The 23,247-nt window shown below is 42.6% G+C and carries 21 protein-coding genes; 19 read left to right on the top strand and 2 right to left on the bottom strand.

The window, feature by feature from the left end; all coding sequences use genetic code 11:
- Positions 1–29: 29 nt before the first annotated feature.
- From BLV55_RS12510 to BLV55_RS12485, 6 genes are all read left to right on the top strand, one after another.
- A complete protein-coding gene (locus tag BLV55_RS12510) occupies positions 30–962 on the top strand; it encodes a YybS family protein (RefSeq protein WP_093314959.1) in 933 nt (310 codons plus the stop codon).
- A 96-nt stretch (positions 963–1,058) separates the two neighbouring features.
- Positions 1,059–3,077 carry a DHH family phosphoesterase gene (locus tag BLV55_RS12505; RefSeq protein WP_093314957.1) on the top strand — a complete coding sequence of 673 codons (2,019 nt, stop codon included), beginning with the start codon at positions 1,059–1,061 and terminating at the stop codon, positions 3,075–3,077.
- Positions 3,074–3,520, top strand: a complete 447-nt coding sequence (rplI, locus tag BLV55_RS12500; protein ID WP_093314955.1) for a 50S ribosomal protein L9 — start codon at positions 3,074–3,076, stop codon at positions 3,518–3,520. Before BLV55_RS12505 ends, rplI begins: the two co-directional genes overlap by 4 nt.
- Before the next feature lie 23 nt (positions 3,521–3,543).
- Positions 3,544–4,881: a replicative DNA helicase gene (dnaB, locus tag BLV55_RS12495; protein ID WP_093314953.1), complete on the top strand. Its 1,338-nt coding sequence runs from the start codon at positions 3,544–3,546 to the stop codon at positions 4,879–4,881.
- 100 nt (positions 4,882–4,981) lie between these two features.
- A complete protein-coding gene (locus BLV55_RS12490) occupies positions 4,982–5,191 on the top strand; it encodes a DUF1858 domain-containing protein (protein ID WP_093314951.1) in 210 nt (69 codons plus the stop codon).
- Between the two features lie 149 nt (positions 5,192–5,340).
- A complete protein-coding gene (locus tag BLV55_RS12485) occupies positions 5,341–6,624 on the top strand; it encodes an adenylosuccinate synthase (protein WP_093314949.1) in 1,284 nt (427 codons plus the stop codon).
- A gap of 70 nt (positions 6,625–6,694) precedes the next feature.
- Here BLV55_RS12485 and BLV55_RS12480 read toward each other — a convergent pair whose 3' ends face one another.
- Together BLV55_RS12480 and BLV55_RS12475 are read right to left on the bottom strand one after the other, a co-directional pair.
- The gene (locus BLV55_RS12480) at positions 6,695–7,681 is read right to left on the bottom strand and encodes an ATP-binding protein (RefSeq protein ID WP_093314947.1); all 987 of its coding nucleotides are present in this window, start codon (positions 7,679–7,681) and stop codon (positions 6,695–6,697) included.
- Positions 7,678–8,811 carry a DnaD domain-containing protein gene (locus BLV55_RS12475; protein ID WP_093314945.1) on the bottom strand — a complete coding sequence of 378 codons (1,134 nt, stop codon included), beginning with the start codon at positions 8,809–8,811 and terminating at the stop codon, positions 7,678–7,680. Before BLV55_RS12475 ends, BLV55_RS12480 begins: the two co-directional genes overlap by 4 nt.
- Positions 8,812–9,148: 337 nt before the next feature.
- Here BLV55_RS12475 and BLV55_RS12470 point away from each other — a divergent pair, with 337 nt between their 5' ends.
- From BLV55_RS12470 to BLV55_RS12405, 13 genes are all read left to right on the top strand, one after another.
- Complete coding sequence (locus tag BLV55_RS12470; RefSeq protein ID WP_093314943.1) at positions 9,149–10,717, top strand: LysM peptidoglycan-binding domain-containing M23 family metallopeptidase; 1,569 nt, start codon at positions 9,149–9,151, stop codon at positions 10,715–10,717.
- A gap of 204 nt (positions 10,718–10,921) precedes the next feature.
- Positions 10,922–11,611 (top strand): response regulator, encoded by a 690-nt coding sequence (locus BLV55_RS12465; RefSeq protein ID WP_093314941.1) that lies wholly within the window; start codon positions 10,922–10,924, stop codon positions 11,609–11,611.
- Between the two features lies 1 nt (position 11,612).
- Positions 11,613–13,472, top strand: a complete 1,860-nt coding sequence (locus tag BLV55_RS12460) for a HAMP domain-containing sensor histidine kinase (RefSeq protein ID WP_093314939.1) — start codon at positions 11,613–11,615, stop codon at positions 13,470–13,472.
- Positions 13,473–13,541: 69 nt separating this feature from the next.
- Positions 13,542–14,069, top strand: a complete 528-nt coding sequence (locus BLV55_RS12455; protein WP_093314937.1) for a hypothetical protein — start codon at positions 13,542–13,544, stop codon at positions 14,067–14,069.
- A gap of 20 nt (positions 14,070–14,089) precedes the next feature.
- Positions 14,090–15,559 (top strand): two-component system activity regulator YycH, encoded by a 1,470-nt coding sequence (yycH, locus tag BLV55_RS12450; RefSeq protein ID WP_093314935.1) that lies wholly within the window; start codon positions 14,090–14,092, stop codon positions 15,557–15,559.
- A gap of 51 nt (positions 15,560–15,610) precedes the next feature.
- Complete coding sequence (yycI, locus tag BLV55_RS12445) at positions 15,611–16,486, top strand: two-component system regulatory protein YycI (protein WP_093314933.1); 876 nt, start codon at positions 15,611–15,613, stop codon at positions 16,484–16,486.
- A 428-nt stretch (positions 16,487–16,914) separates the two neighbouring features.
- The gene (locus BLV55_RS12435; protein ID WP_093314929.1) at positions 16,915–18,201 is read left to right on the top strand and encodes a UDP-N-acetylglucosamine 1-carboxyvinyltransferase; all 1,287 of its coding nucleotides are present in this window, start codon (positions 16,915–16,917) and stop codon (positions 18,199–18,201) included.
- 22 nt (positions 18,202–18,223) lie between these two features.
- Positions 18,224–19,018, top strand: a complete 795-nt coding sequence (locus BLV55_RS12430) for an MBL fold metallo-hydrolase (protein WP_093314927.1) — start codon at positions 18,224–18,226, stop codon at positions 19,016–19,018.
- Positions 19,019–19,062: 44 nt separating this feature from the next.
- Positions 19,063–20,364, top strand: coding sequence for a serine protease HtrA (gene htrA, locus BLV55_RS12425; RefSeq protein WP_093314925.1), 1,302 nt, complete (start codon positions 19,063–19,065; stop codon positions 20,362–20,364).
- Positions 20,365–20,446: 82 nt separating this feature from the next.
- Complete coding sequence (gene rlmH / locus BLV55_RS12420; RefSeq protein ID WP_093314923.1) at positions 20,447–20,926, top strand: 23S rRNA (pseudouridine(1915)-N(3))-methyltransferase RlmH; 480 nt, start codon at positions 20,447–20,449, stop codon at positions 20,924–20,926.
- A gap of 278 nt (positions 20,927–21,204) precedes the next feature.
- Positions 21,205–22,047: an ion transporter gene (locus tag BLV55_RS12415; RefSeq protein WP_093314921.1), complete on the top strand. Its 843-nt coding sequence runs from the start codon at positions 21,205–21,207 to the stop codon at positions 22,045–22,047.
- Between the two features lie 77 nt (positions 22,048–22,124).
- Positions 22,125–22,826: a hypothetical protein gene (locus BLV55_RS12410; RefSeq protein ID WP_093314919.1), complete on the top strand. Its 702-nt coding sequence runs from the start codon at positions 22,125–22,127 to the stop codon at positions 22,824–22,826.
- 113 nt (positions 22,827–22,939) lie between these two features.
- Positions 22,940–23,245, top strand: coding sequence for a hypothetical protein (locus tag BLV55_RS12405; protein WP_093314917.1), 306 nt, complete (start codon positions 22,940–22,942; stop codon positions 23,243–23,245).
- Positions 23,246–23,247: the final 2 nt, after the last annotated feature.

Below are 23,247 nucleotides of genomic sequence, written 5' to 3'. Positions count from 1 at the left end.
CAGTATCCTTCAATTAGGGAGCGAATTTTGTGGAACAAAGAGATCGACAGAAAGCCATGATAGAAGCCGCCATGATAGCTACGTTAACAACCATTTTTGTGTTGGGAACCGTCTATATTCCCGTCCTGTCTATCTTAATGGTACTGATTCCAGTACCATTTCTGGTATTGGCCGCCCGCCGGTCTACCCGATACGCTTTTTTTTCTTTATTGGTGACCGTCTTGCTTATTGGAGTATTGACAGGCATTCTTTACAGCCTACTTATTTTTGTTATCTTTGGACCTTTGGCCATTGTGATGGGAGCCTGGATTCGGAAAGAAAAGCATCCTCATGAAATTATTTTTGCCGGCGCTTTTGCGTCAGCAGCGGCTACCTTTCTGCTTATCTATCTGATAGGTTTAGCGACAGGCATCCAACTAACACTGGAACTGGGCCAAATGTTTGAAAACCTGTTTCAACAACAAATAGATTCTTTACAACAGTTAAGCATTGATCCGGCAACAGCGGAAGAAATGATTCAATATGTGTTGCTGATCATTCCAGGACTTATTATGGTGCAGGCTCTTTTTGGCGCTTTTATCAACTATTACCTGACGGTTGCCGTACTTCGGCGAAGCCATAGCTATCAGCAGGAATTGCCAGAATTCAGCCGGTTCAAACTTCCGGGTCATGTGGTGATGGGATCTTTTTTGGTATTGATGCTTTCCTGGCTTACCAGTTATGCAGACTGGCTCCATACAGAAGGCATGGTGGCCAATACCGTCTTGCTGATTGTGATGGTGTTTTTTATGCAAGGCTTATCCGTGATCAGCTTCTGGATCAAACGGACACGAGTGCCTAAATGGCTTCGAATTGTTGTCCTATTGTCCTTAGTCATTATTAGTCCGATCATCACAGTGATTGCCATGCTGGGCCTGTTAGAATCGATGATAAATTTTCGAAAAATCTCATCTTCTAAATAAGCTTCCTTAGGAAAACAGGTTAAAGAAACCAGCTTGCGGGTAAAAGTAAACAATGGCTATTCATGATCAATAGCAATTCAGCAGGGAGCGTCGCTTATGAAGAAAAAAAACCGATTACTTCAAATACTGACTCCAGATACCCGGATCTATATGATTATTATCACCGTCCTGATTCTGCTGATCGGATATTACAACCGATCAATAGGAGTGGTAGGTGTTTTTTTGCTGGCCTATCTCCTGTACTATAACCTTAAGATTAGCAATATGAAAAAAAAGGAATGGGCTGAATATATTGAACGGCTGTCTTCGGATATCGATTCGGCCACCAAACAGTCCATCTTAAACATGCCCATTCCACTGACCATGGTGGATATTGACGGAACCATTACCTGGTATAATCAAAAGTTTTCGGGGATTGTCCAATCCACGGATTTGTTGGAGCGAAACATTCATGATCTGGTAAAAAACTTTGATTTGCGGGCAATGATGCGAAAAGACACTCCGGAGTTTTGGCATGCCGCCGTTGATAAACGATCTTTTAAAGTCCTCTTTAATGTGGTGAAAGAAGAAAAAAGGCAGGGCGAAGATTACCGGATCCTGTTATACTGGATTGAATACACCCTTTATGAAAACTTAAAGCGAAGGTACAACCAGGAAAAACTGGTGGTAGCCCTGGCACAGGTAGATAATTATGATGAAGTAATGAAAAGTACGGATGATGCGAACCGCCCCAGAGTTTCAGCCGATATTGATCATCGGATGCAGGTATGGGCTTCTCAGCTAAAAGGATTGGCAAGAAAGTACGAACAGGATAAATACATTCTTATCTTTGAACATCAGTATCTGGAAAGCCAGGAAACCAAACGGTTTGAAATACTGGATGATGTCAGAGACATTCAACTGGGGAATTCCATTCCTCCTACCTTAAGCATTGGCGTGGGCACTATGGGAAAAGATTATCAGGAATGCATGGCCTATGCCAATACAGCAAAAGATTTATGCCTGGGTCGTGGTGGTGATCAGGTAGCGGTGAAAAAGAATGACGATATCAAATTTTATGGCGGCAAAAGCAAAGCTGTTGAAAAAAGGACAAAGGTAAAAGCCCGCGTGATTGCTTATGGCCTGCGTCAGCTAATGGATCAGGCAGAAGTTGTCCTGGTAATGGGGCATAAAAATTCGGATTTGGACGCTTTAGGAGCAGCGCTGGGCATTTATCGGGCGGCCAGAAACCGGAAAAAGACAGCACATATTGTGTTAAAAGAAAGCAATCCGTCCATCGAAGTGCTATACCAGCGAATGATGAAAATCCCCGAGTATCAAAAAGCTATGATTGACGGTCAGGAAGCACAAAAGATACAAGGAAGCAAAAACACCTTGGTAGTGGTGGTGGATACTCATCGCCCCATTTATACAGAATGTCCGGAGCTGTTAAAAGAAGGAAGCAAAATTGTGTTGATCGATCATCATCGGCGCAGCACAGATTTTATCGAAAACCCAATTCTGACCTACCATGAAACCTATGCTTCCTCTACCAGTGAAATGGTAACAGAAATCATTCATTATATGGAAGAAAAACTTCATTTAGAAAGCCTGGAAGCAGAAGCGCTGATGGCAGGAATTGCCCTGGACACCAAAAACTTTACCTTCAAAACCGGAGTCAGAACTTTTGAGGCGGCCTCCTACCTTAGACGGGCCGGTGCCGACACTACCTTAGTACGGCAAATGTTCCAGGACGATTTGCAATCGATTGTTTCTCGAGCAGAAGTAGTCAAAAAAGCAGAGATTATTTTAGATAAAATCGCCATTGCCATCAGTGAGGATGTGTCTGAAAGGGCGAATCTGGTGGCGGCACAGGCGGCAGATATTATGCTGAATATACGGGGAGCTAAGGCATCCTTTGTCTTAGGCAATGATCCCAACGGTCAAATCTTTATCAGCGGTCGCTCTTTGGGAGATGTGAATGTGCAGGTCATTTTAGAAAAACTGGGTGGCGGTGGTCATATGACCGTGGCCGGAGCTCAGCTGGAAAATATTGAGATTGAAGAAGCAAAAACAAAACTGGTTCAAGCCATTACAGAAGTTTTGGAAGAAGAAGAGGAGGAAGATGAAGGATGAAAGTAATTTTACAGCAGGATGTTAAAGGACTAGGCAAAAAAGGGGAAATTGTTAATGCGAGTGATGGGTATGCCCGTAACTTTTTAATTCCTAAAAAAATGGCTATTTATGCCAATGATGGCAATGTTCATACCGTAGAACAACAAAAAAAAGCCCAGGAAAAACGAAAAGCAGAAGAACGGCAAGCGGCAGAAGAGCTAAAAGAACGCATCGAAAAAGTAACGGTAACTATGAAGACCAAAGCCGGAGAAGGTGGTCGCTTGTTTGGATCGGTAACCAACAAAGAAATTGCAGAAGCCTTACAAAAACAGCATAAAATCAAAATAGATAAACGCAAAATTAACCTTTCAGATCCTATTAAAAATTTAGGGGATACGGTGGTGGAAGTAAAGGTATATCCTAATGTCAGTGCCAGTATGAACGTAAAGGTACAAGCTGAGTAAACGAAGACAGGAGAGGTGGCTTGATGGAAGATTTTAGGGAAATGATGCAGGTACCGCCTCATAGCGTAGAAGCAGAACAATCGGTACTGGGAGCCATGTTGCTGGATCGGGAAGCTGTTTTTGTCTCACTGGAAATGTTGTTGCCGGAGGATTTCTATAAAGAAGCCCATCGAGAGCTTTTTGAAGCTTCCGCGAATATCTTTCAGCGAGACGAACCGGTGGATATGCTGACCCTTACGGAAGAATTAAAAAAAAGAGAAACCTTAGCGGCGATTGGTGGTATTCCTTATATCACCAGCCTTACAACGTCAGTACCCTTAACCATCAATGTGGAATACTATGCCAAAATAGTAGAAGAAAAAGCGGTATTGAGAAGGCTTATCAGCTCTTCCAGAGAAATTGCGGAGCAGGGATACCGGCCAGACGTTAACGTACAGGAACTACTGGAGCAGGCGCAGAAAAATATTTATGATATTACACAAAAACAATATCGGCAAGGATTTACCAGCATTCAGGAAGTGGTCAGTGAAGCTTTTGACGAAATTGAAGCCCGCTATGAAAACAAGCAAGCTGTCACCGGACTTAGTACCGGATTTTTAGACATTGACAACAAACTTAACGGCCTTCATGCTTCCGACTTAATTCTGGTAGCGGCACGTCCGGCCATGGGTAAGTCAGCCTTTGCTCTGAACCTTGCTCAGAACGCTGCCTTAAAATCCGATGCGGCTGTGGCTATTTTTAGCTTGGAAATGTCGAAGGAACAATTGATTCTACGAATGTTGGCAGCTGAATCGATGGTAGATCTGGGAAAAATCCAGAGTGGTCAGCTCAACGACGAAGAATGGGGTCGCATTGCTCAGGCCATGGTTCCATTATCGGCAGCGAAGATCTTTTTTGATGATTCTGCCGGCATTTCGGTGACACAGATGCGTTCAAAGGCCCGGCGACTAAAAATGGAAAAGGGGCTGGATCTGGTTCTCATTGACTATTTGCAGCTAATGCAGGGAGATGGACGCACTGAAAACCGGCAGCAGGAAATATCGGCCATCTCCAGAAATCTTAAGATTATGGCAAAAGAACTGGATTGTCCGGTCATTGCTTTGTCCCAGCTTTCACGTGCTCCTGAGCAACGGGCGGATCATAAACCGATTCTTTCGGATTTAAGAGAATCCGGTGCGATCGAGCAGGATGCCGACGTGGTAATCTTCCTCTACCGGGAAGCCTATTACGATGAAGAAAGCGAACAACAAAACCTGGCCGAAATTATTATGGCAAAACATCGGCACGGAGAAACTGGAACCGTTGAAATGGTTTGGCTAGGACAGTTTCAAAAATTTGTGGACGCTTCAAAATATATGTAAGAAATCAGATGCTGGTTGTCAGTAAAAGCGTTCCATGGTACAATAATTCTGATAGATTTTGTATGGATTTAGGGCGACTTTTCGTCTAAGGAGGGATAGAATGTCAAAAGTAAATGAAAGCATGACAATTATGGATGTCTTAAACATGGATCCGGGAGTGGCGCCTATCTTTATGAAACATGGCCTTGCCTGCCTGGGATGCCCTGGTGCTACCATGGAAAGCATTGCTGATGCCGGTCAGGTTCATGGCATTGATGTATCCAAGCTAGTATCTGAACTGAACGAATATTTGGAAAAAGCTGAAGCGTAGATAGTGTTGGTCAAGCCCGTCGTAAGGCGGGCTTTGCTAATGGCGATAATGAAGACGCTTCCATTGACGCTTTTTCAGGCATGTGGTACGATAAACCTAGCCTTAACACCATAAAAGAGGTAAGAAGGAATAAGGAGTGAGTAAAGAAGATGTCATCTACAGCGATTATTGGCGCTCAATGGGGCGATGAGGGAAAAGGGAAGCTGATTGACTATCTGGCAGGTCATGCCGATGTGGTTGTAAGAGCTCAGGGAGGGAACAATGCGGGACATACCGTTGTCGTAGGTGATAAGAAATACACCTTTCACCTGATGCCTTCAGGAGTGCTTTATGAAGGAACTCTTAACATTATTGGCAACGGGGTAGCCTTTGATCCGGAAGGATTTTTACAGGAAGTAGAAACCCTTAAAAATCAGAATGTGGACATTAGCACCATTCGCATTGATGAACGAGCTCATATGATCTTTCCTTATCATAAAAAAATCGATGAACTGGAAGAAGAAGCTCGTAAAGATCAGGAAATTGGAACCACAAGACGAGGAATAGGTCCTTGCTACATGGATAAAATACAGCGATCCGGTATCCGGGTTGGCGATTTATTGAATATCGAAAGATTAGAAACCTTGATTTATCAACAGGTAGAAAAAAAGAATGAACTACTGAAAAAGATCTATCATTCAGAAGGTTTTGATCCTCATAAAGTATTTGAAACCTATTGTCAGTATAGTGCTCACTTAAAAGAATACATAACGGATACCACGGTATTGCTTTATGATGCACTGAAAAACAATAAAAAAGTCTTGTTTGAAGGGGCACAGGGAACATTGCTGGATGTGGATTTAGGCACCTACCCCTACGTTACTTCTTCTCATCCTACCTCTGCTGGTTTCTGCATCGGCTCAGGTATCGGCCCTAATGCCCTGGATGAAATTCTTGGCGTTGTCAAAGCCTATAGTACCCGAGTGGGAAAGGGACCCTTCCCGACAGAACAGGATAACGACATTGGCGAAGCCATTCGTGAAAAAGGCCATGAGTTTGGAAGCACCACCGGCAGACCGAGAAGGTGTGGCTGGCTGGACGGTGTCATCATGAAATACGCTGTTCGGGTGAATGGTTTGACAGGTATTACTTTGATGCTGATGGATGTTTTAGATCAGTTTGATGAAATTCAAATTTGTACAGCCTATGAAATAGAAGGCGAAGAAACCCAAGATTTTCCTGCCAATCTTGAAAAATTGGCACAGTGTCGTCCTGTCTACCGTAAGTTAAAAGGGTGGAAAACAGATATTACAGGGATCCAAGAGTACGAGGATCTGCCTCAGGAGGCAAAAGCCTATGTAGAGGCAGTGGAAGAAATAACCGGTGTTCCGGTAAAAATGATTTCTGTCGGTCCGGATCGTGACCAGACCATTGTAAGAGAAGTAATGATATAAGAAAAATCAAAGGATGAAACATAAAACCTTTCATAAGAGACCAACCTAAAAAAGGCCCATGGGCCTTTTTTTATTTCGGTTGCCAACGCAAATCGTTGCCAAAGAATTTAATAAAATCATAGTAGGCAAATAAACGGGAACAGATCCGATCGTCATATCGAAGCATTAATTCCTTCGGGGTTAAATTAGTAGAGATCAAGGTACGGGTACCTTCCAGATGACGGGTGTTAACCAGTTGGAAAAGCTGGCTATTGGTAAAACTATTGGTTAACTCCGTACCCAAGTCATCTAATATCAAAAGGTCACAGGTGGAAAGTAACCGTATGGTCTGAGGATCTTGTTTTTCCTGGAACTGATGCTTTTCCAGGAGGGAAATGAGCTGATAGGCAGTTTGATAAATCACGATTTTTCCCCGATCTAGTAAGCCTTTGGCAATACAGTTAGCCATAAAGGTTTTTCCCAGGCCTGTAGCTCCATAAAACAATAAATTGGGTTTATCAAGGTTCGTCGTTGCATCAAAGTTAAAAACAAAGCCTTCGCAACGTTGCAAAATATGCATCATATTTTCTCGGGGAGAACTTTTTTCCTCCGGAAAAGCTTTATCAGAAAACAGATCCAACCGGAAATTTCGAAAGTTTTCTTTTTCCAAAATACCGGACAAGTTGGACATGGCATAGGCACGGTTAATCAGTTCTTGTTGATAGCAATGGCAATGTTTTCCGCTTTCCAAAATGCCTCGGTCCTGACAGTCAGAGCAGTCATATTCCGGTTGTAAATCCTGCTCGCTTAACCCAAGCTCTTGGAGCAAGGTTTGCTTTCTTTCCTTTAATTGGTTCATCTCTGATTGCAAGCGTGATAAAACCTGTTGTTGAGACTTGCCAGCCAATAAAGCACGACTGACAGAAAGGCCCAGTCGGGTAATCTGTCCATTGATTTCTTCCAGCTCCGGTACAGAATCATAAATAGCGTTTCGTTTTTCTTCTTGTTTTCGATGAGCCCGAAGTCGTTTTTTTTCATAATTCATCTTAATGTCTCGGATCATGGTAGAGCGCTTCATTCAGAATCCTCCCTGGTTTTTTGATATCGTTTCCGTCCCAGAAGAATTTCTTCCAGATCTTCATTGGAATAGTCCTTTCCCCGGCTGTCTGACAAATGAAACTGGGTCTTTTTAGGTTCTTTTGGAGCCGTTTTACGGGAAGTAGCTTTAAGGGCTTCATGAGCTTCCAAAGACTTGATATCCTTAATACCCTCCTGATACCATCGACTTAAAATGCCATGAATGTATTTAATGCTGGGGCGGGATGTCTGGATGGTATAGCTACAAGCTTTTAAGATCATTTCCATATTGAAATGGTATTGATCCAGCCACTGATCCATTAGTTTGGCTTCTGCCTGAGTAGGCATCCGGTTAAAGAAACCTAGCTCACGAAATACCTGATCATACATTCGGTACCGGTCTCCCTGACGATCCAAATGCTGGGCTAAGGCTTTGGGATCTCTCAGTCCCTGATCCTGCCAGTTCCGAATAATACCACCCACATACCGGACACTACGGACTTCACGCTGTTCAACCGCATAGAGAAAAGCTTGGCGGACAACTTCTGGCTCGATATTATAATGCTGAATCCATTGAATAACTTCCATATGTTCATTTGGTACCAAAGGACGCTGCATAATTTTATTCAGCTCTGAAAACAGATCTCTTAAAGCCGGGTCACGGGTTGCGGCGATGACATCGGTGGGAGATGCAGCATAAACAGGTTCCGGTTCTTCTGGTGGATCGTAGGGAACTGCTGAAGATCCGGAAGGTTTTTTTTCTGCATAATGGAGTTCTTCCAGATGAAGTTGTTTTAAAGAAGTAAAAACAACATCAAAGGAAGAAGAAGCAGGTCCGGATTCTCGATCCGCTGAAACGCCGGAGCCTGGATGCCATTTCTTTTGAATGACATTCCTTTCTTCCCAATAGTCCCAGGCGGCTAAGACTTCTTTCACACTCATATTCAAATTATTGGCCAGATTTTGATGAGAAAACTTTTTAGCTTCTTCGCCTAATTGGGCATACCGGTATCCTAGCAGGTATACTTTTACATAATCACCGGGAGCTGTTGGCATATAAAGGTCCAGATAAATGTTTTCAACAGAGGTGTCCCCTAAATCAACAGGTAGATTTTCTATATAAAAAGCCATTTGCTTTCACCGTCCTTTGTTTCTTCTCTTTCCTTTGAAAACCTATCGGATCACAGAAAAAAATAGGTTTTTTCCTATAGTTCTATTATAACATAGTGGAAAAAGAGAAAAATGGGTGAGAGAACAAGATTTTTTGAAAAGGGGGGCAGAAATAGAAAGGTTGAAATTTCAACGTTAAAACGGTGCGAACATGCGTTCCGTATTGATTTATAGGTCTTTAGTGGGATATAATGTGAAACGGTAAGTTGACAAAAAGATAGGACCTCCATTGGCTGAAAGAGTGCCATAGATGATCAGCATTTGGTAGCATCCAGATTCACTGGGAGGGGATAAAACAATGAAAGATCAGCAGCCAGGTAAGATTGATACGGCTCAGTTATACCAAAAAGCAAAAACTTTTTTATATAAATATGGTCAGAAAACAGCATTACAGACAAAAGAAACAGCTGTCAATGTGAAAAGAAATGTGGGAGAAATAAAACAGGAAATAAAGCCATGGGCGGCAAAGCTTCAACAGAAAACCATGGCACTAAAAGAAAAGACACTTATCTATTGGCAGTCTCGAAATAAGGAACAAAAACAAAAAATAATGGCAATGGGTGCGGCAACCGTGGTGATGATAACTTCTGTAGTAGCTTATCATCAGTATCAGGAATCACTGAGAGCTTATGAGATATATATGGAAGGCGATTTGATCGGAACTGTCCGACAAGAGGAAGAGCTGAAAGAAGCCATTGATGCATTACAACAGGAAATGCGTCGGTTGTATGATATGAAAGCCTACATACCGGAAGATCAGGAATGGGTGGAAGTAAAAGCAAGAGATCGGGAGTTAAGCTCCCAAGAGGCTTTGGTCAGTGGGATTAAATCCCAGTTAGGACAACAGGTACAGGCGATTGAAATCCAAGTGGAGGGAGAAGCCTTGGTTACGTTGCGTACCAAAGAGGACGCCAACAAACTACTGGCAAAAATCCAGGAACCTTATCTGAAGGATGATATTGAATATTTGGAAGTGGATTTTTTAGAGGCCGTTGAGGTTGTGGAAAAACCGGCTCAACTATCGGAAATCCGCCGGTTGGAAGATGCATTACAGTTTATACGCACCGGAACGGATGAAGAAAAAGTCTACACGGTAGAACCGGGCGACAGCAGTTGGGTGATCGCTCAGCGTAACGAAATGACCGTTGATGAAATTGCCGAAGCAAATCCGGAGATTAACGTGGAATTACTGAGTATTGGTCAGGAAATCAACCTTATTGTTCCCAAACCATATCTGACAGTGACCAGTCGTTATTATGTGGAACAAACAGAAGAAATTCCATTTGAAACGGAAGATGTAGAAACCGATTCGATGTATGAAGGTGACCGCCGTATTACGGTACAGGGGCAAGAAGGTAAACGGGATATTCAAGCTTATATCACCGAAAAAAATGGCAAGGTTGCCGATCGGGAAATCATAGAAGAAAAGATTCATGCAGAACCGGTTACAAGGGTGGTAGCGGTCGGAACAAAAGAAAGACCGGCTACTATGGCGACAGGTACCTTTATTAACCCGACCACCGGTCGATTGACATCACCCTTCGGTATGCGTGGAGGAAGAAGGCATACAGGGATCGATATTGCGAACTCTACCGGAACACCGATTAAAGCGGCAGATGCGGGAAGAGTGTCTCATGCCGGATCTAGAGGCGCCTATGGGCGATTGGTTATTATTGACCATGAAAATGGGTATCAAACTTATTACGCTCATATGGACCGTATCTCTGTTTCCAGTGGCGAGCGGGTGCATAAAGATCAGTTGATTGGCACGGTAGGTAATACGGGTAGAAGCACAGGTCCACATCTTCATTTTGAAGTTCGCAAAAATGGAACCCCCGTTAACCCTATGGGATATGTTCGGTATTAAAAGATAAAAAGAGAGTTTCGGATGGTTTTCCGAAACTCTCTTTTTTCATGGCTGCTTTCCATACGCAGTGCTTTCTGGTATGATAAGAAAAAGATCGTCCATCAGATAAACCTTGTTAGGAAGTAAAGGCTGTTACTAAGTAGATTCTGTTACTAAGCAGATTTGTTTATCAAGTAGATTCTTTTATTGAAAGGAAGAGAAAAGATGAAAACCACCGTATTAATAGTGGAAGATGAAAAGAAAATATCCGATATTGTTAAGTTTAATCTGGAGAAAGACGGATACCATACAGAAGTTGCCTACGATGGCGAGGAAGCTCTGGAAAAAGTGGCACAGGCAAAACCGGATCTTATCTTACTGGATCTGATGTTGCCTAAACTCGATGGTTTTCAGGTATGTCGGAAATTGCGGGAACATCACACCATGCCCATTATTATGCTGACGGCTAAGGAAGAAGAAGTGGACAAAGTGCTGGGTCTGGAAATGGGAGCCGATGATTATATTACAAAACCCTTTGGGATGCGCGAACTGCTTGCCAGAGTAAAAGCCAATTTACGGCGAAGTGTCGGGACAGAAAGTGGTAGTGGTAGCAATCGGATTGAAGCCGGCCATCTAAGCATCGATTTATCCAAGTATGAAGTGAAAAAAGACAGCACGGTTCTGGAACTAACCATTCGTGAGTTTGAACTGCTGCGCTTTCTGGCCGTACAGCCAGATCAGGTATTTACCAGAGAACAACTCTTGAAAGAAGTGTGGGGATATGAATATTACGGAGATATTCGAACCGTAGATGTAACCGTTCGACGTCTTCGGGAGAAAGTGGAAGACGACGCTGGAAGTCCACAGTTTATTATGACCAAACGAGGCGTTGGATACTATTTCAGGAGGCCTTAGTATGTTCAAAAGCATTCGCATCAAGATGATAACCATCTACTTTTTACTCATTTTTATCGCCATGGTAATTGTGGGTGTTTTTATTATACAACAATTTGAAAGCTATCATCTGGGCGTGGAACGAAACAATATCATGCAGGTTTCCAATAGTGTCGCAGCTACCCTTCAAAACATGGACTGGGAAGAACAGCAGGATGAAGCCCAGGAAACCATTGGTTTGTATGAACGGGTAGGGATGGAAATCTACATTGTGGAAAAAGACAGCAATTTTAAGATTGTAGCCAGTACAAATCCGGCACATCGAAATAAAAACGCTACTCATATTCTGGAACCAGAGCTGATCCTGGGAGCCTTTAACGGAGAAGAAATGGAAAAAGATATGGTGAGTAGCGGGCAACAAAGCGTTCGTTCTAAGAATATGGCCTTTCCTCTTTATGATGAAGCCAGTCGTATTTCAGGTGTGATCTATGTCCGGCGGGATTTAGGCGATATTTATCAAACCCTTTATCAGTCACGTATTATTCTGGTTCAGTCTACCGTAGTGGCGTTGATGGTAACCATTGTTTTAGGCTATTTTATTGCCGCCAGTATTACCGGACCGATTCGGGATGTTACTTCCAAAGCATCCAAAATGGCCAGTGGTGATTTTAATCAGGTGGTGGAAGTAAAATCCAACGATGAAATCGGTCAGTTGGCCAGCATGTTTAATTACCTTACGGCAAGACTTAAAACATCTCTGCAGGAAATTTCTAACGAAAAACAAAAATTAGATGCCATTCTGACCTATATGGCGGATGGGGTAGTAGCCACCTCTATGGAAGGGAATTTGGTGCATATTAACCCCAGAGCTCTTTCTATGCTGTCGCTGGATCGGAAACAAAGCCAGCAGATGGTGTTTGACGAAATTTTTCATGCGTCCAGCCCAGCGCTCTGTCTCAAAGATTTTCAGGGAGATCCCAGCGGATGGAGTGGAAGCGAAATTTTGGCCATGAGAGACGGGAGAAAAATAAGAGCCAGCTATGCCCCTTATCGTAATGAAGAAGAAGAAATGGAAGGATTGATCTTCTTATTGCAGGATATAACAGAACATGAAAAACTGGAAACGATCCGTAAAGAGTTTGTTGCCAATGTTTCTCACGAACTGAAAACACCTCTTACTACCATTAAAAGCTATACAGAAACCATGCTGGAGGGCGGTGTGGATGATCCGGAAATGCAACAACAGTTTTTAAGCGTTATTGACAGCGAAGCCGACCGTATGGCCCGGCTAGTAAGGGATTTATTACAATTGTCTAATATGGACTTTCAACAAACTAAGTGGGAACAGCAACCAATTCATTTGTCTGAGTTGACCCAAAAAACTCTGACCACCATGGAGCATACCATAAAATCCAAGAATCAACAGTTGGTGTATCAGCCACCGGAAGAAATGATCCTGACCAATGGAGATGAAGACGCTATTGAACAGGTAATTTTGAATATCCTTAGTAATGCGATTAAATACACGCCGGAAGAAGGCGAAATCCGGGTATATTTACAAAAAGAAAATGAATCCGCTGCATTGACCATTCAGGACAACGGCATTGGTATTCCCAGTCAGGACTTACCCAGAGTCTTTGAACGGTTTTACCGGGTCGACAAAGCTCGATCGCGGGAGCAGGGAGGAACCGGTTTGGGACTCTCTATTGCCCAGCAGATTATGGAAGCTCATGGTGGAACCCTTCATTTATACAGCCGTGAAGACAAGGGAACACGAGTGATTATGCGGTTTCCTCTAAGAGGAAAGGACGTAGAAACAATCCTGGAAACAGGCCTAGAAACAGGCCTAGAAACAGATGGAAAAGGTGTCATCCTATCTTAACTGGGCTGTAATACTCCTGTAATATTTTTTTTGTATAATGGTTTTAAGAAATAATGTGGAGGAGTTCCTATGAAAAAATTATTAGTGACCGGTTTATTGGCACTGTTATTGATAAGTATACAAACAACTTCTGTTTTTGCTACGGAAGACGATCTTCTTCCAGAGAACCAACCTAATCTGGAGGAAGAAGCTGAGCTGGAAGAAGATATTATTGAAGTAGTTCAACCGCTTCGAGATGTCACCACCAGTCGGCGAAATCCAATGATTTCTTTTAAAGCGCCGGAAGGAAGTCTTGTGACACTGGAAGTTTATCATAACGCTAGTTTACTGGAAGAAGAAGAAAACTACCTACCCTTGTACGAGCCAATGGAGTTTGAAATTGGCGCATTACAACGGGGATGGGTTGATGGGGTTGAGCTGAAAAAAGGAAAAAACAAACTGATTTTTTCCGGAAGCCTGAAGGAAGAAGCTTTACCAACCGTAGAACGGATTATCACCGTAAAAGATCGAGAAGAAATGAAAGAAGAAGTAACACGGGATGTGCGTGAATCCAGTACAACGGATATTATGAAACGACTAATAAACATGGGGCGCTAACCCGGATGGAGTGACCCGTTATGAACAAAGAAAAACTGAAAAGCCTGTTGCTGGTATTTCTGATTATCACCAGCATCATGCTGACCCAGCGAGTCTGGTTCCGTTCGCCTCTGGAGTTATTACAAACAGAGGCTTCTTATTTTGAAGTAAGCGAAGAGCTTTTGGAAGAAACTCGAAGAGCTGTGTTGCAACCAGACCGTTTAGTGCTAGGTTTTGGCGGAGGCGTCAATAACTCACACCATACTCATATCGATCATCGGAATTTGCCCCCTTACTGGGAAGCCGGCAAAAAACTTTTGGCTCATTTTTTTACTCAGGAACTAGACGTTCAAGTGGTGCCTGAGGAAACTTATTTCCAGGCCTTTTCTGCCAGAAATCTGGAGTTCCATTTTGGTCAGGGAATGCCGGCTTCTTTACCAGCGGCTATGTTTGGATCCATGGATAATGACATTACCCAAAACCTTCATTCAATCCAAAAAATACTGATTCCTGCGAGAGAACAACAGACAATCTATCTGATGGATGCGGAAGGTACCTACTACCAGTTAACCTTGGAAGACATGCCGGAGGAAATCCCTTGGCCGGATTTTGTGACAATGCTGGAAGAAAAATCCTTCAGTTCCTATGTGAAATACTATCCTTTATTCACTTATGTGGAAAACGATGTGTTGCTACCCCTTAGCTATGAAAAAAATGTACCACGGATTTTTGTGGAAAGCACGATGGACACCGGCAATGAAAGTAGGCTTCATGAAAAAGTAAGAAGTTTTTTTGACGAAAACTTTGATTTTGTAAAAATGATCCGGGAAACTACCGGGAGCCATATCTATATGTACGGCTATGGACAGCAGGAGGTTCGAGTTTCAAAAACTGGCCGCTTGGAATATACGGCCGAGACAGGAAATGAATCCGGAACCAATTTGAACAGAGCTTTCAACATAGCCCTGGAATTTATCCTTCGAAATGAAGGCTTTCCAGAAGGCGCTTATTTACAGGAAGTTACTCCTATTGAAGAAAATGGTAACCGAGGGTTTCGGTTTGCTTTTGGCTATCACATCCAAGGATTTTCTGTGGAACAAAAACGACAAAACCTTTCAAGCCCCATCATCATAGAAGTCTTTGGAGATTCGGTGAGCCGGTACCGGGCGATGACACGGCAGGTGATGGGAATGCCGGAAGTAAGGCCGGAAGGTGGCATTATTTCACCGCATCGGCTGATCGAAGATCATTTTAATGCCCTGCTGGAAGATTTGGAAAACCGAATCGTCTTGGAAAAGGATGAAACTGGGGAAGAGGAAGAAAGAGGACAAGAAAATACTATCAGTGGCGATGAGCTGCTTCGTCGAATTGAAGACGTGGTATTGGTTTACTGGGACAGAAAAGACACGCACCGTCGGCAGATGCTAATTCCCGCATGGCGAATGACGATTGATGGAGAAAAATATTATTTTGACGCCCACGAAGGAATCTGGTTAAATCGGGAACCATAACAGGATGCTAACCTTCGCAGGCTAAAACCTTATATCTCCGGAGGGGATAGCATGGATTGGACAAAAGCAAAGAACATACTGATTGCGGCGTTCCTGATTACCAACATCTTTTTATTGAGCGTGCTTTACGGTGGAAACCAGCCAGAAGAATCCGCCGGCATCAGTGATCAATACGCCACACAAACCATCGAATTTCTACAGGAACAACAGATCGAATTAAGAACGGCACTGCCTATGTTTGCCCCTTCGCTAAACTCGGTTACAGTAGAGTATCGGTTTTTTCCTTTGCAGGAAACAGCCTATCAATTTCTGGGAGAAGATGCCTTGCGGGTAGATCTCCATACCTACGAAAATCACAAAGGCCGTGTTACGGTTTTAGAAGAAAAAATACTAATTTATGAAAATAAAGAAAAGGGACGGATGTTGACCAATTTTGACGAAGAAAAACTGATGGAGATGGGAGAAACATTTCTGCAAACCCACCATCTGGATCCAGAAGGATTACGGCTAGAACAAATTTATTTTGGCATGGAACCAGAGTATCAGGATGAACCCCTGCATAAACTAGTGTATCAACAAACCTATCAAAATCGATTTATTGGAGAAAGCTTTGTGCATATCTATATCGGTCAAAGAGGAATCGTAGCCGTGGAAGCCTTATTGCTGGAAAACATGCGAAGTATCGGAGACGGAACCACCCACACCATGATTTCAGCTCCGGAAGCACTGCTCAGAACCGTACACCAAATTCAGCAACACCACTCGGCAGATACGCCGGCTATTATTACAGACATTCTGCCGGGCTATTATTTCCCCTTACATCAAAAACCAATCGCCGAAGGGGATCCGGTAGAGTCTGGTACGGCCGTACCTGCATGGAAAATTGTATTAAAAGATGGAAAAACATTTTATCAGGAAGCATTCTAAGAAAATTTTCGAGAAACTTCGAGAGTGCTTCTGAAAAAAATTTGTTAAAAAGAAAAAAGGATGAAAAATCGGTCAAAAGACAGGGTATACCAGTAAACGCTAGAAAAGAGAAGCAAGTGAAAAAAAGCGCATCAAAAAACACGATCAAAAAGGTCGTGTTTTTTGTGTGGAAAAATCGTCAGAAAGATTGTAAAATATAAAGAAAACTTGACAAGTAAGGCAAAATAGCATAAAGTCAACATGATAGTTTTTAAAGGTGAAAGACGACTGAGAAACACTGTCATTAAACCTGTACATCCGTGGTTTTTTTATATTCGGAAGAAGCCAGGTGTGTTCAGGAAGAAGCCGTTTTTTGTAAAAACATCCAAATACAAGCAAGATTCTATTACTAAGGGTGGTGAATAACTGGCATTTATGTCAGGTACTATATGGAAAAGGAAAAACTAGTCATTCAAGGTGGCGTAAGATTAAAAGGTCAGGTAGATATCAGCGGATTTAAGAATGCAGCCGTAGCCATTATACCGGCAACAGTAGCCGCCGGTGGACCATGCGTTATTGATAATTTGCCAGGCATTAGCGATATCACTATTCTCACACAAATTCTGGAAGACATGGGAGCAAAAGTAGAGCGAAACGGACAAGATCCGGACAACGGCTCACATTCCGTTAACATTGACACCACCGGCATGACAGAATGCTATGCCGATCATGATATGGCAAAAAATTTAAGAGCATCTTATTACTTACTAGGAGCTGCCTTAGGACGTTTCAAAAGAGCCAAGGTAGCCTATCCAGGTGGCTGTGACATTGGTGTTCGGCCGATTGACCAACATATCAAAGGATTTGAAGCCTTAGGAGCAAAAGTGGCCATTGAACATGGCATTATTTCTGTAGAAGCAGAAAGGCTGATCGGAACAGAAATATACCTGGACGTTGTTAGTGTAGGTGCGACGATTAATATTATGTTGGCGGCTATTCGGGCTGAGGGAAGAACCGTTATCGAAAACGCTGCCAAAGAACCACATATTGTTGATGTTGCTAACTTCCTTAATGGCATGGGTGCTGATGTGCGAGGTGCAGGAACGGATGTTATTAAGATCAATGGGGTTCCGGAAGTGGGCGGATGCCATCACACGGTTATTCCGGATCAGATAGAAGCAGGAACCTATATGATTGCCGCCGCCGCTACTGGTGGAGATGTAGTAATCAATAAAGTAATTCCAAAACACCTGGAGTCTGTTATTGCCAAACTCCGGGAAATGGGCGTGCAAATAACCGAAGAAGATGAATCTCTATGTGTACGGGTAGACGCTTCCAAGGGTCTGAAAAATGTTAGCATTAAAACCCTGGTATATCCAGGATTTCCTACAGATTTACAACAGCCTATGAGTTCCCTGTTAACCGTTGCTAAAGGTATTGGCATTGTAACAGAAACCATTTTTGAAGGAAGGTTCAAACATGTGGAACAACTGAAAAAAATGGGCGCTAATATAAAAGTAGAAGGTCGAATGGCTGTTATTGAAGGTGTCGATCGATTAATGGGCGCCACGGTTACAGCAACAGATCTGCGAGCAGCGGCTTCCTTAGTGATTGCCGGACTAATGGCAGAAGGAGAAACAGAAGTAGAAAACATTTTCTATATTGATCGAGGTTATGATCTATTTGATGAAAAAATGACCCGACTTGGTGCAAAAGTGCATCGTGTGAAAGCATAAATTTTTTCCTGGAGGCGATATCATGCCAGCAACCTTCTGCACGTTGGCCAGTGGCAGCAGTGGAAACTGTCATGTCTTGTCCGACGGTAATCAGCAGCTGCTCATCGATGCAGGGCTAAGCGGAAAACAGATTCAAAGCCGACTTCAGAAAGCAGGAATGCAACCAGAGAACCTTTCTGGTATCCTGGTAAGTCATGAGCATTCAGATCATATTAAAGGCGCGGGCATTCTTTCGCGCCGTTTTCAGTTACCCATTTATGCCAATGAAAAGACCTGGATTGCCATGGAAGAAAAAATCGGACCTGTCAAGCCGGAGCACCGAAAAATCTTCGACAGCCAGAAAGCTTTTGCCATTGGAGATATTTCCGTAACACCCTACCGTTTATCCCATGACGCCGCCGATCCCGTCGGCTTTGCTTTGGAAGGTCATCAGTTCAAAATATGCCTGGCAACGGACTTAGGACATGTTCCAGAATCTCTTTATGAGGTAGCGTGCAATTCAGACCTTCTGGTAATGGAATCCAATCACGACGTGGACATGCTAAACGTAGGCAGTTACCCCTATTATCTGAAACGACGGGTCTTATCAGACCAGGGGCATTTATCTAACGAAAGTGCTGGACAGGCGGTGGTAGAAATGATTCGCCGCAATGTCAAATCAATTTTGTTAGCCCATTTAAGTCGGGAAAACAACTTTCCTGAGTTGGCCTATTCTACCGTAACCGGTATTATGGCAGAAAAAGGAATGAAAGCAGGGAAAGACGTAAACCTTAGCCTTTCAACCAGAGAAGAGATAAGTTGTTTGTATGCATACTAATAAACAAGTAAACTTCATCCCTGTAATGAGCTGGAGGTGAACTTATGGACGAATTCAAAAGAGAAGAAGAAAGAGAAACAGAAGAAACAGAAAAAATAGAAGAAATGAAAGAAGAAAGAGCAGAAGAAAGAACAGAAGAAAGTGACTCAGAGCAATATCAAACAGAGGAAATAGCAAGAGAGCCAGAAGCTTCGGAACCGTTGGAAAAACCAGCAGAAACAAAGCCGATAGAACAACCAAGAAAAAAAGCCTCTGGTCTTGGCAGGTTATTTCTCTTATTGATCCTAGCGGCCTTAGTAGGCAGCAGCATTACCTTTGCGCTGATATATCAATATCTGCCAGAAATCATGACCCATCGAGGCTTGTTAGAGAGCCCGGACACCAGACAATCCGTCGTAATCGAACCTTCTGATGATATTAGCGTCTATACAGCCGTAGCCCAGAAAGCCATGCCCTCCGTAGTTGGCATTACAACAGTTCAGGTGCAGCAAGACCGGTTTTTTGGAACCCGGCGTTCCGAAGGTTTGGGGACTGGCGTTATTGTAGATGAAAGAGGATATATTCTAACCAACTCCCATGTCATAGGAGATGGAAGAGCAGAACAATTAGCTGTTATTCTTCATGATGGAAGTCAAGAACCAGCCGAAGTTTTATGGTATGAGCAGTCCATGGATCTGGCTGTTATTAAGGTTGAAAGTGAGACAAACCTGCAACCGGCTGAACTGGGCGATAGCGATCAGCTAGAAGTAGGTGAGATAGCCGTTGCTATTGGAAATCCTCTGGGACTGAATTTTGAACGAACCCTGACCCAAGGAGTTATTAGCGGGCTAAATCGTAGCATACAGCTTGGGCAGGGCATTGCCATTGATAATTTGATCCAGACCGATGCTTCGATTAACCCGGGTAATAGCGGTGGACCACTTCTCAATGCACAGGGACAAGTGATCGGTATTAATACAGCAAAAGTGCAAACCGGTGAGGGACTTGGCTTTGCCATCCCGATCAATACTTCCAAGCCAATCGTAGATCAGTTTATAGAAAGAGGCGAATTTAGTCGTGTCTATCTGGGGATCCGAGGATATAACGTCAGCGATTTTGAAGGTGCTACCGGAATCACCCTAAGCGCCGAAAGTGGTGTATACATTGTAGAGGTAGTAGCCGGTTCCGTTGCTGAAAAAGCAGATCTCCGACCAGGTGACGTGATCGTAGCCATTGGAGAGGAAGAAATAGAAACCATGGGAGATTTGATTCGAGCCCTCTATAAATACCGACCCGGTTGTGAAACAACCGTAAAGTATATTCGAAACGAGCAAGAACAACGCACGGATATTATCTTCCTAGATTAAACCGTAACCAGTCACTTTTCAAGCCTCGCCTTATAGCGGGGCTTTTTTTCAAATCAAGAGTCCCACCATAGGAGAAATGAAAATGAACATAACACTGATAAGCGTAGGAAAAATAAAAGAAAAATACCTGACCCAAGCCATTCAGGAATATAGCAAACGTCTAAGCCGATACTGTAAATTAACCCATATGGAAGTAGCCGATGAAAAAGCACCAGAAAACCTGAGTGCAGCAGAAGAAGAACAAATCAAAGCCAAAGAAGGCCAGCGAATCCTGCAAAAGATATCAGAACAACATTACCTGATTGTTCTGGATCTGGGTGGCGATATGCTTTCTTCAGAAGGATTTGCTCAAAAAATAGATAAGCTGGCCCTTACGGGTAAGAGTCAGCTAGCTTTTGTGATTGGCGGATCTCTGGGGCTTTCCTCAGAAGTATTGACAAGAGCCGATGAAAAATTATCCTTCTCTAAAATGACCTTCCCCCATCAGCTAATGAAAGTTATTTTATTAGAGCAGATTTACAGAGGCTTTCGAATTAATCGAAATGAACCCTACCACAAATAGTGGGGTCAGGCTTGAATAATTCACTTATTGCGGATAGCGTTATGTCGGCAAAACAGATGGCTTAAAAATTCATTGTCATTCAGAATAACATTGAAACCACGAATCTATTATCCTGCTAGCACTCCCGGAAATAGCCGTGATAGTGTAAAAAGAAAAAAGAACCCAAGGATGGCAGAAACATTCATGAGAGCATAGAAAAATTTTGTGAAAATGAAAAAGTTGCAATAAAAGATAGAAACAGCAGAAGAAATAGCACCAGCAGAAAGGACAGACGCCAGATGGCTACTAAAGAACATTCATGGAAACATAGAATCAGACAAATTATCTATCAAACCGATACACCGGCAGGATATCTTTTTGATGTATTACTGATCCTGTCGATTCTTATTAATAGCTTGCTGATTATCCTCGAAAGTGTTGAAGGTATCCGAATGGTTCATGGTCAAAAAATGATAAACCTGCAGTATATTTTTGTTGCCATTTTTACAATAGAATATGGCTTGCGAGTGTATACAGTAGAAAACCGACGTGCTTATGTCATGAGTTTTTTTGGTATCATCGATTTTTTGGCAATTCTTCCCTTTTATCTTGCCTTTGTGATGCCTGTAGCTCGATTGTTTCCTGTGCTGAGAACTCTACGGTTGTTAAGGCTGTTTAGTGTGTTCAAAATGGTTCGTTATGTTGACGAAGCAGGTGTGTTGTTAAAGGCCTTGAGGGCTAGTCGGCCGAAAATCATCATTTTCCTGTCTACGATCTTACTGATCATAGTGATCATGGGAGCGTTAATGTATACCATTGAAGGGCCGGAAAATGGTTTTGTAGATATTCCTGAATCAATGTATTGGGCGGTTGTTACCGTTTCGACAGTGGGATATGGAGATATATCTCCTCAGACAGAGTTGGGGAAATTGCTTGCAAGCGTTTTGATGATTACAGGCTATGGCATCATTGCCGTTCCTACTGGCATTATTACCAGCGAAATGAGTCGAGTTTCCCGAGAAGCAGAAAAACAAGAGAATCTTCCGCTGGCCAGATGTCCTCAGTGTGGTCAAGGAAAACATATGAAAGAAGCAATGTATTGCTATGCTTGTGGAGTAAACTTTCATAAAAAGAATTTTTAGCGTGGGGCCTTTGTAATGAAAATGATGAAGGTGAAAAAACAGGAAACTTCATTAAAGTCACCATAAGGAGCGAGAATATGAATAAAAAAGATGTGATTGACCATATCACCGACGAAAGAACCGATCTAGATACGATGGTAAACCTAATCATTGAGCATGAAAGCTGTAAAGAGGAAGTAATCCATCAGTTACTAAATAACAAGGAAATACAAGTGTACTATACCTGCTATGAAATCGTAACAAAAGCAAGCGAAGAACGACCAGACCTGTTTTATCCTTACTGGGATGAGTTCGCATCACTTTTGAATCACAGCAACTCTTATCACCGGAATATCGGGTTAACCATGATTGCCAACATGACAAAGATAGATGAAAAGGATTTATTTGCAACCATCTATGATCGCTATATGGAACATTTTAACGATCCTAAATTCATGACCGCTCAGTGCTTTGTTCAAAACCTTAAAAAAATCATTCGATTCAAAAAGCAGGATACGGAACGAATCGTGAAAGCATTGATAAACATAGATCAAGCATGTGATTATCCAGAAAAACAAAAGGAATTACTCAAAAGCGATGTGATTGAAGTACTGAAAGAGGCTTATGAAGTATCGGAAGATGAAGAAAAACAAATAATAGCATCCTTTATCGCAGCTCAGATTAACAGTCCCAGCCCGAAAACAGCAAAGATAGCAAAGCAGTATTGTGCTATTGATCAGGTGGCATTTTTTATAGTAGAAGCCATCGTAGAAGCTATTATAGATAACGTAGGACCTTGATTCAGAACAGAAAAAAAGTCAATGGCAGATGCACTTTACAAGAAGAAGGTGGCGTGTAGGATGAAAAGCGTAAAAATCATTCCGGTTATAGAAGAGAAAGAGGTGGTAGAAGCATGAAAAAACTGACATTAGACCGCCTGAAATTATATATCTGGTTTCATGCTCAGTACAAAAAGGTTAGAAGCCTACTTTATGTTATGGCTGTGATTACCATCGCCATTCCCGTATTCATGATTTTAATCGATGAAGGAGTAACCTTTAGCCCTTTAATGGGAAATATAATCATCAACGTTTCTAGTGGCTGCTTTATCTTAGGAAAACTGATTACCCTATACGATAAGTGGTACGAAGAGCAGCCTGTTTCCTTTCATGTAGCTTTTATATTAGGTACGCTTCTTGTTGTATTGAAAAGAGGATAATC

This window comes from Tindallia californiensis (genome assembly GCF_900107405.1).
Lineage (GTDB): Bacteria > Bacillota > Clostridia > Peptostreptococcales > Tindalliaceae > Tindallia > Tindallia californiensis.
Note: the sequence above shows the minus strand (reverse complement) of the source record. Positions and strands in the feature narration are given on the sequence as shown.